This is a genomic window from Glutamicibacter sp. AOP38-B1-38 (genome assembly GCF_052377485.1).
In the GTDB taxonomy this organism is placed as follows: domain Bacteria; phylum Actinomycetota; class Actinomycetes; order Actinomycetales; family Micrococcaceae; genus Glutamicibacter.
Window position 1 is genome coordinate 69,372 of sequence record NZ_JBQSWU010000020.1, and the last position, 8,327, is coordinate 77,698.

Annotated in this window: 6 protein-coding genes; 3 read left to right on the forward strand and 3 right to left on the reverse strand. The window is 65.1% G+C overall.

Annotated features, from left to right (window positions below):
* Positions 1 to 56: 56 nt before the first annotated feature.
* Positions 57 to 638, reverse strand: coding sequence for a dihydrofolate reductase family protein (locus tag ACT3TP_RS12795; protein ID WP_444615491.1), 582 nt, complete (start codon positions 636 to 638; stop codon positions 57 to 59).
* A gap of 122 nt (positions 639 to 760) precedes the next feature.
* Entirely contained in the window at positions 761 to 2,365 is a 1,605-nt protein-coding gene (locus tag ACT3TP_RS12800) for a DUF222 domain-containing protein (RefSeq protein WP_444620734.1), read from the reverse strand.
* 579 nt (positions 2,366 to 2,944) lie between these two features.
* Here ACT3TP_RS12800 and ACT3TP_RS12805 point away from each other — a divergent pair.
* The gene (locus ACT3TP_RS12805) at positions 2,945 to 4,921 is read left to right on the forward strand and encodes a BCCT family transporter (RefSeq protein ID WP_444620735.1); all 1,977 of its coding nucleotides are present in this window, start codon (positions 2,945 to 2,947) and stop codon (positions 4,919 to 4,921) included.
* 21 nt (positions 4,922 to 4,942) lie between these two features.
* On the opposite strand, the gene ACT3TP_RS12810 is transcribed toward ACT3TP_RS12805, so the two are convergent.
* Complete coding sequence (locus ACT3TP_RS12810; protein WP_444620736.1) at positions 4,943 to 5,857, reverse strand: formylglycine-generating enzyme family protein; 915 nt, start codon at positions 5,855 to 5,857, stop codon at positions 4,943 to 4,945.
* 40 nt (positions 5,858 to 5,897) lie between these two features.
* Here ACT3TP_RS12810 and betC point away from each other — a divergent pair, with 40 nt between their 5' ends.
* Together betC and ACT3TP_RS12820 are read left to right on the forward strand one after the other, a co-directional pair.
* A complete protein-coding gene (gene betC / locus ACT3TP_RS12815) occupies positions 5,898 to 7,433 on the forward strand; it encodes a choline-sulfatase (RefSeq protein ID WP_444620737.1) in 1,536 nt (511 codons plus the stop codon).
* Positions 7,434 to 7,495: 62 nt separating this feature from the next.
* On the forward strand, positions 7,496 to 8,327 hold an 832-nt coding region (locus ACT3TP_RS12820; RefSeq protein WP_444620738.1), incomplete at its 3' end, for an aldehyde dehydrogenase family protein.

Consider the following 8,327-nt stretch of genomic DNA (forward strand, 5'->3'; position numbering starts at 1 on the left):
GCGCTAGCGATTAAATTCGCTGGCGCCCCGGGGTTTTGCCGTTGCAGCACGATCGGCTAACGGCGCACCCGATAGCGCAGGTGAAGCACCCTCTCGCCCCGAATCACCGCGTCGGGATCCTCCAGCGGGTGCTGTGCATGGACCGGCCCGAAGTAGCGCTTTCCGGAGCCGAACACGACGGGAACGACGTCCATGCGCACCTCGTCGACCAGGCCGGCGGCCAGCGCCTGGCCGCCAACATCTCCAGCGGAAACCTCGACGATGCGCTCACCGGCGAGCTCCTGCGCCTTGGCCACGGCTGCTGCGACGCCGTCGACGAAGTGAAAGGGCGCCTCGGGATCCCAGCCCTCGGGCTTCGGCCGGTGCGTCACGACGACCATGTGCTCCACCCCGCTCGGCGGCTTCCCGTCCCAGCCATCCGTCATGTCGAAGACGTGGCGGCCGACGATGGTCACCCCGATCCGATCCCAGTATGGCCGGGTGTAGTCGTAGGATGCCTGCGACACCTTCAACGCGCCGCTCTCATCCAGCGGGACTTCGCCGCCGGTCAACCAGTCGAACAGCGCTCCGGGCTGGTCGTTCGCATCCGCGATAAAACCGTCCACCGACACCGACCCGTACATGACCACCTTGCCCACGGGACGCTCCTTTGCTTTGGGGAGCCCCATGGTAGCAGCTGCCCAAAATGAGGGGGTGGTGGACCGCGCTGCCTGGCCTGCCGCGGCGTCGAAGCAGACGGCCCGGTGCGCGGGAACGCCGGCTAGCCGTCCTCGCCCCAGTAGGTATTGCGCCGCGGCTTTTGCTCCGGGTCGATGTGCTTGGGCAGGATCACCCATGGCAGCCCGTCCTTGAAGATGACCTTGATGATTCCAAGGTCAAAGGCCATATGGTGCCCGTCGCAGCCGGGTCCGGAATTTTCCAGGCTCGTATCCCCGCCCTCGGCGTAGGACCTGATGTGGTGGATCTCCACCCGTTCCGGAGGCGCGGTGCAGCCAGGCACCAGGCACCCACGGTCCCGCGCCAACACCGCCTTGCGCAGGCTTGGCGGAACCAGCCGTTTAGCTCGGCCGAAGTCCAGAAGTTCACCGCGCCCGCCGAAGACCGCCGGGATGATCTTCGCATCGCATAAGAGCTTTCTCAGCTCCCCCGGCGGAAGATCCGTTCCGTGGGCCGTTCTTCCCTGAGCCCCGGCCAAGTTTCGCAGATCATCGATTTTCATGTGGACGATGACCTCCGGTTCGATGCGGCGGCTGCCGGTGTCCACCCAGGTCGTGCTCAGCAGCTCCAAGAGCGCATTCAACGCTCGTTCCGGTGGACTCACCCGCATTTGCGGTGCCTCCGGTTCCCAACGGGAGCCGGCTGCCTCGGGAGGCAGGAAGTCCGGCAGCTGGGGCTGTTCGGGCAGGGAGTCCGATCCCTGTGCCGCGCCGGGCTTAGCCGGGTTTTGCCGTGCGCGCTGGCCGGCCTGGGTTTTCGGGTTATTCGCCTGGGCGATCAGCGAGTCGATCACTTCGGCTTCGAGCAAGCCGACGCGCAAAACGAATTCAACGACCTGCGGGTTGCTGGTTTGCCGGCGATACATTCCCCTGCACAGCGCCGCGGCGGTGGAGGTGGCCGGAGTAGCGCTGGCGACAGTGATCAGGAGGCCGATCTTCTTATCGGCTTCCTTCTCGGTCAGCTCATCGTGCAGGATCTGTGCCGCACGTTCTTCAACCGCGATTCCGGAGTTATCGCGCAGCGTCGGCTCGGTCGGGGTGCCTTCAAAAGTGGTGTCCTCCGGTTCGCGGCGCGAGATCTTCTTGCTGGTCTCGCAGACCGCCTCCGGGCTGACCTGCGGGTCATCGAGCAGCTGGCCCAGATGCGGGAAGCGCGGAGGCACCTGCTGCCCTGCGGGATCACGACGGCCGATCAGGTCGCTGGCGTCGAGCATCATCCGCTTGGCCTTGGCGTAGGTAATCTTCAGCCAGCTGGCCAGCAGCTCTGCGGGGTCTTTGAAGCAGGACCGCCCGGACGCGCGGCGTGCGGCGCGGGTGGTGTCGGCGGGCTGGATGCGCAGTTCGTTGAGCTCTTCCTCGTCCAACTGGTGCGCGTTGGTGGCGGCCAGCCGATCCGCGGCCACCAGGCTCATCCGGGTGCATTCTTCCTGGATTTTCTTCGCGGCGGCCAGTAGTTCCAGGGCCAGGCGCGGGTCTGCGGTGTCCTGCAATGCGCGCCGCAATCCGATGAGCACCTGGGTTTCTTGTTCGATAACCGCGCGCAGCGCGGCCCCGTCGATCTGGCGGCACGCCTCGGCGTCGGTCCGGTGCAGCCGCTCCAGCAGCTGACCGTACCCGTCGAGGGCCTGATCCAGATCGGTGGCGTTCATGCAGACCAGTGTGCCCCGGTCCGCGCCCTGCCGGGATGCGCCAGAAAAATCTGTGGATAAGTGCGTTCACTCGGGCACCGCCGGTGCCCAATGCCGATGCCGCAAATTAATCGACGGCTGGACGCGGCTATTTGGTACGAAGATTTTTCCGGGCTTCCTTGACTCTGTGATGCGCCACGTCTAGGGTCTTGTGTCATGCGCCACGTCGATTCTCCTGCACAGTCCAAGGACTGGTCGATCTCTGTGGCGTGCAATCTGTCCAGGATCAATGCGGCGGAAAAGCTTCGCATAAACTCTCCGCGACGCACCGCAGGCTACGAGAATGATTCCTGGGAATCCCATGCCATTGGCTGGTGGGGCTGCGAGCCGTAGCCACACGGCACCCGTGTAGGCACTTGAGAACCAAACCTCGATGGCTTGGTTCCCTTTGAGCATGGCTTCGACGCCGGCTCACTCATCCCAGCTCCTTAATCGCATTGCGCCCCCGTTGGCCGATCAGCCATGTCATTCGCTCTCTCCTTGAGCATGTCTGTTCCCACGCCGTCGGGGTGACCCTGCATCACCAAAGGTAGATTTGCCATGTCCAAAACCGATGAAACCCGGCCCGTCCCCGGGGCGGAAACCGCACAGGCCCGACAACGGAAAAAGTCCCGGCGGCGGTTGCCCAATCTGGATTTTCGCCGTCCGGGGTATCCGCATAATATCCACCCGGCGCTGGTTCCCGGTATCGGAATCGACGAACAGCGCCGGCGCTACCAGGTCAGCAAGTTTGTCCTCTGCCTCACCGGGGCGCTGACAATTGGATTCGTCCTGTGGGGAATCCTCGATCCGGCTGGAGTTGCCCATATTGCTTCCGCCGCGTTCTCCTGGTCCACGCTGAATTTGGGCTGGCTGTTCAATACCGTCGCCATCATCACCCTGGTCTCCCTGCTGGGCCTGGCGATCTCTCCCTATGGAAAAATATGCCTCGGCAAGGACGGGGAAAAGCCGGAATTCAGCACCTTCTCCTGGGTCGCGATGCTCTTTGCGGCCGGCATCGGCATCGGCGTGCTGTTTTTCGGCCCCTCCGAGCCGCTGACGCATTTCATTGCCCCTCCGCCGTTGACGCACCAAGCGGAAACCACCGAGGCCATGCACGGGGCCATGGCGCAGACCTACTTCCACTGGGGCTTCCACGCCTGGGCCATGTACGCGCTGGTTGGCGGAGCCATTGCCTATGCCGCGTACCGCCGCGGCCGGGCACTGCTCATGTCCTCCATCTTCCGCACCCTCTTCGGCCAGCGATATTCGGAAGGCTTCGCCGGAAAGCTCATCGACGTGTTCGCGATCGTGGCCACCCTGTTTGGCACCGCCGCGGCTCTTGGCATTGCGGCAATGCAGATCGGCACCGGCATCACCATCGTCACCGGCGCGGGGGAACTGACCAATAACATGCTGGTCATCCTGATTCTCGTGCTGACCGTTGCCTTCATCATCTCGGCGGTTTCCGGGGTTTCGCGGGGTATCCGGTATCTGTCGAGCATCAACATCATCCTCACCGTGGGCATCGTCGGACTGGTGCTGTTCCTTGGCCCCACCCTGTTCCTGCTCAATCTGCTGCCCTCGTCGTTGATGGAATACCTCGGTTCGATGTTCGAGCTGATGGGACGCTCGCTGTCCTGGGGCGGGGAAACCCAGGAGTTCCAGTCCGTGTGGACCGTGTACTACTGGGCCTGGTGGATCTCCTGGTCGCCATTTGTCGGATCGTTCATCGCACGCATCTCGCGGGGGCGGACCATCCGGCAGTTCCTGCTGGGCACGATCCTCATTCCCTCATCGCTGCTCTTTGTCGCCTACGGCATCATGGGCGGCACCTCGATCTGGATGTACCAGCAGGGTTTGCCGGGGTTCAGCGCCGATATGCCTGCCCCGCAGGTGTTTTTCACCATGATCGAGAACCTTCCGTACCTGCAGTGGCTGCCGTATGTGGCCATCGTGGTGCTGGCGATCTTCTTCATCACCTCCGCAGACTCCGCCTCGGTGGTGATGGGCATCTTGACCTCGCGGGGCAATCAGGAACCCAGTCGCTGGATCGTGGTCTTCTGGGGTCTGGTGATGTCCGGGATAGCCGTCGTCATGCTCTTGCTCGGCGATTCCTCCGCCTTGGCGGGGCTCCAGCAACTGGTGATCGTCAGCGCGGTCCCCTTTGCCTTCATCATGCTGCTGATCATCGTCGCGTGGTTCCGCGATTTGCGGACCGATCCGTTCGCGCTGCGGCACCACTACGCCGAAAATGCGATCAACAATGCGGTATTCGAAGGTGTCGACCGCTATGGAGACGACTTCGCGCTGCAGGTGGTCGCCACGACACCCGGCGAAGGAGCCGGGGCCGATGTGGATTCCACCAGCGAGGAATACACCGAGTGGTATCAGCGCACGGACGAGAACGGAGTGCCGGTGGGGTACAGCTACGCCACGGGCGAGTGGGCCGACGGCTGGGATCCGAAAACCGGGGAAATTTCACTGCAGCCGGTGGAGGACTCCCCGGATAGACCCGGCGGCGATCTGCAGCGTTGAGCCGATCGCCGCAGGCACCGCTCAGCGAACGTCGGCGGCCAAGCGAAATCCGGTATGGGCCAGCGAGGTCTCGGCGGTGACGGCGGTGCGTGCCGAGGTCCGGTATCGCCGGCAATACGAGGCGTGGCACATGTGCGAACCGCCGCGTACGGCGGGACGCGGATCTACGGCGGAGAAGATCCCCGAGGTCCACTCCCAGACGTTGCCGGTCATATTGTAGAGGCCGAATCCGTTGGGCGGGAATTCGGACACCGCGACGGTGCCGACCGGGCTGGTGGGGCGGTGCGGGAACTCTCCGGCGAAGGTCTTCATCCGGGCCTGTCCCCCGGGCTCGAATTCGGCACCCCAGGGATAAGGCTGCTGTTCCAATCCGCCACGGGCGGCGAACTCCCACTCAGCCTCGCTGGGCAGCCGGGCGCCGACCCACTGCGCGTAGCTTCGGGCATCGCGCAGGGACACGTGGGTCACCGGATGGTTCGCTCGCTCCAGGGCATCCGAATCCGGGCCTTCGGGGCGGTGCCAGGCGGCTCCGGGGACCGTGCACCACCACGGCGCATGCTCATCGGGCGTTGCAAGCTTGCGTGTTGCGCTCGACAAGTTCCCGGCGAACACCAGGGAATCCCCGTGGATTTCTGCATCGCTGCGGTATCCGGTGGCCAAGGCAAAAGCGGCAAACTCCGCAACGGATACCGCGGTGGCGGAGATGGCAAAGGGCGGCACGGCGACTTCACGCACCGGGCCCTCGCCATCCTCGACGTAGGCCAGTTCGTCCTCGCTGCCCATCAGGAAGGTGCCGCCGGCCAATCCGAGCAGGCGCAGCTGTTCCGGAGCCCGGGCCGCAAGGGTCTCCAGCACGCTTGCCTGCTGGGCCGCAGCCGGCACCGGCCGCGCATCAGGGGTATTCCCCGATCGCTGGGCTCCACAGCATGCACTCATCAACTAGCTCCAATTTCAGTAACTACGAAAGGAAGAAACGATGTCAATCAAACGACCTAACATCATTGTTATCCAAGCCGACCAGATGGCCGCCCAGGCGCTTGGCGCCTACGGCGATCAGGCGGCCAAGACGCCGAATATCGACGCATTGGCCGAATCCGGGGCGGTTTTCGACCGCGCCTACTGTAACACCCCGCTGTGCGCCCCGTCACGCGCCTCGATGATGACCGGGCAGATGCCTTCGGATCTGGGCTGCTTCGACAACGGCGACGACTTCGCCGCCTCGGCTCCCACCTTCGCCCACCGGCTGCGCGGGGCCGGATACCACACGGCCCTGATTGGCCGGATGCACTTCATCGGACCGGACCAGCAACATGGATTCGAGCAGCGGCTCACCACGGATGTCTACCCGGCCGATCTGGACATGATCCCGGATTGGACCCGCCCGCTGGAGCAGCGCTTGCAGTGGTACCACGACGCCGCCGCGGTCTTCGAGGCCGGAGTGTCCAAGGCAAGTGTGCAGCAGGACTTCGACGACGAGGTCACCTTCCGGTCCTTGCGCCATCTCAACGACCGGGTGCGGGCCAACCAGGCCGCGGGCGAGGACCTGCCGTTCTTGATGGTCACCTCCTTCATCCACCCGCACGATCCCTATGAGCCGCCGCGCGAGCACTGGGACCGGTTTGCCGACGAAGGGATTCCCGACCCGGCACACCCCGAGGTTCCCGACCCCGCCCAGGACCCGCATAGCCATCGCCTGCGCGCGATGAGCGGCTTCGACCAGCGCTATCCGGATATCGACGGCGTGCGCCGGGCGCGCCGCGCCTACTACGCGGCGGTGAGCTACATCGATGACCAGATCGGGCGCATCCGCACGCAGCTGGAGGATCTGGGCCTGGCCGAGAACACGGTGGTCATCGTGATCAGCGACCATGGCGACATGCTGGGTGAAAAGGGGCTGTGGTTCAAGATGTCCCCCTATGAGCAGTCCTCGCGGGTCCCGCTGATCATGCACGGGCCGGCGCATCTGGTGCCCACCGGCCGCTTCGCCGAGCCGGTGTCCCTGCTCGACCTCGCCCCGACGCTCCTGGACCTGGCCGGCATGGAAGCGGCGCAGCTTCCGGGCAGCTCCTTGACGGAATCGATGCGCCGCGCGCAGCGCGGCGAAGCCGTCGCCGGGGAACGCGATGTGGTCATCGAATACCTGGCCGAAGGGACCTTGCGCCCGCAGCTGACCATCGTCCGCGGGAACTACAAGTTCGTGCTCTGCCCGGGAGACCCGGACCAGCTCTTCGACCTGGCAGCCGACCCCGATGAGCTGCGCAATGCGGCCGCGGACCCGCAGCATGCCGAGACCGTCGCGGCACTGCGCGGCGCGTTGGAATCCCGGTACGACCTGCCCCGGCTGGAGTCCAGGATCCTGGCAAGCCAGTCAAGCCGCCGGGTGGTCGCCAACTCGCTGCAGCAGGGCAAGGTGCACCACTGGGACTACAATCCGGAGCCCGAACAGCGCTACGTTCGCGGCGATTTCTGGAACGCGCTGAAATACGGAACCATCACGGACCCCGAGCGCTAGGGCAACTGCCGCACCCGGCGCTGCCGCTACCGACAACCTTCGAAACTTTCTCTGGAGAACACATGAACCTGCAACCTCAACTAGCCAAGAGCCTTCAAAGCAACCAGAATCCGCGCTTGCACAGCGGCGAAACGCTATTCATCGACGGGGCCTTCGGCGCAGCGAACAGCGGGGCCACCCGCACCATCAGCTGCCCGGCCAATGGCGAGCCGGTAGCCCTCGTCTCCGAGGCCGGGCCCGCGGACGCCGAGGCCGCGATCGCCGCGGCCCGCCGCGCCTTCGACACCGGGACCTGGTCCCAGCTCCCCGCCCCGGACCGCGGTGACTTCCTGCTGCGCGTCGCGGACCGGCTGGCCGAACGCAAGGACGAATTCGCGCTGGCCGAAACCCTGGACACCGGCAAACGCCTGGTCGAATCCGAACTGGACATGGACGACATCATCAACTGCTTCCGCTACTTCGGCAAGCTCGCCGCCGCTGATGCGGGGCGGATCGTGGACGCCGGGGACCGGCAGGTGCTCAGCCGCATCGTCTACGAACCGGTCGGCGTCGCGGCGATGATCACCCCGTGGAACTACCCGCTGCTCCAAGCTGCGTGGAAGATCGCCCCGGCGCTGGCCGCCGGCTGCTCCTTCGTGCTCAAACCGGCCGAGCTGAGCCCGTCCACCGCGATCCTGATGATGGAGGTGCTTGATGAGCTGGGCCTGCCGGCCGGGGTGGCGAACCTGGTCACCGGCACCGGAGCGCAGGTCGGCGCGGTCCTCTCCGAGCACCGCGACGTGGATTTGGTCTCCTTCACCGGCGGCCTGGCCACCGGGCGCAAGGTCGCGGCCGCGGCGGCCGGAACGGTGAAGAAGGTCGCCCTGGAACTGGGCGGGAAGAACCCGAACGTGA

Excerpts from the sequence above, each read along its gene's own strand:
- ACT3TP_RS12800 (WP_444620734.1), bottom strand. The coding sequence starts at position 2,365 with ATGAACGCCACCGATCTGGATCAGGCCCTCGACGGGTACGGTCAGCTG.
- betC (WP_444620737.1), top strand. The coding sequence starts at position 5,898 with ATGTCAATCAAACGACCTAACATCATTGTTATCCAAGCCGACCAGATG.
- ACT3TP_RS12805 (WP_444620735.1), top strand. The coding sequence starts at position 2,945 with ATGTCCAAAACCGATGAAACCCGGCCCGTCCCCGGGGCGGAAACCGCA.
- ACT3TP_RS12810 (WP_444620736.1), bottom strand. The coding sequence starts at position 5,857 with ATGAGTGCATGCTGTGGAGCCCAGCGATCGGGGAATACCCCTGATGCG.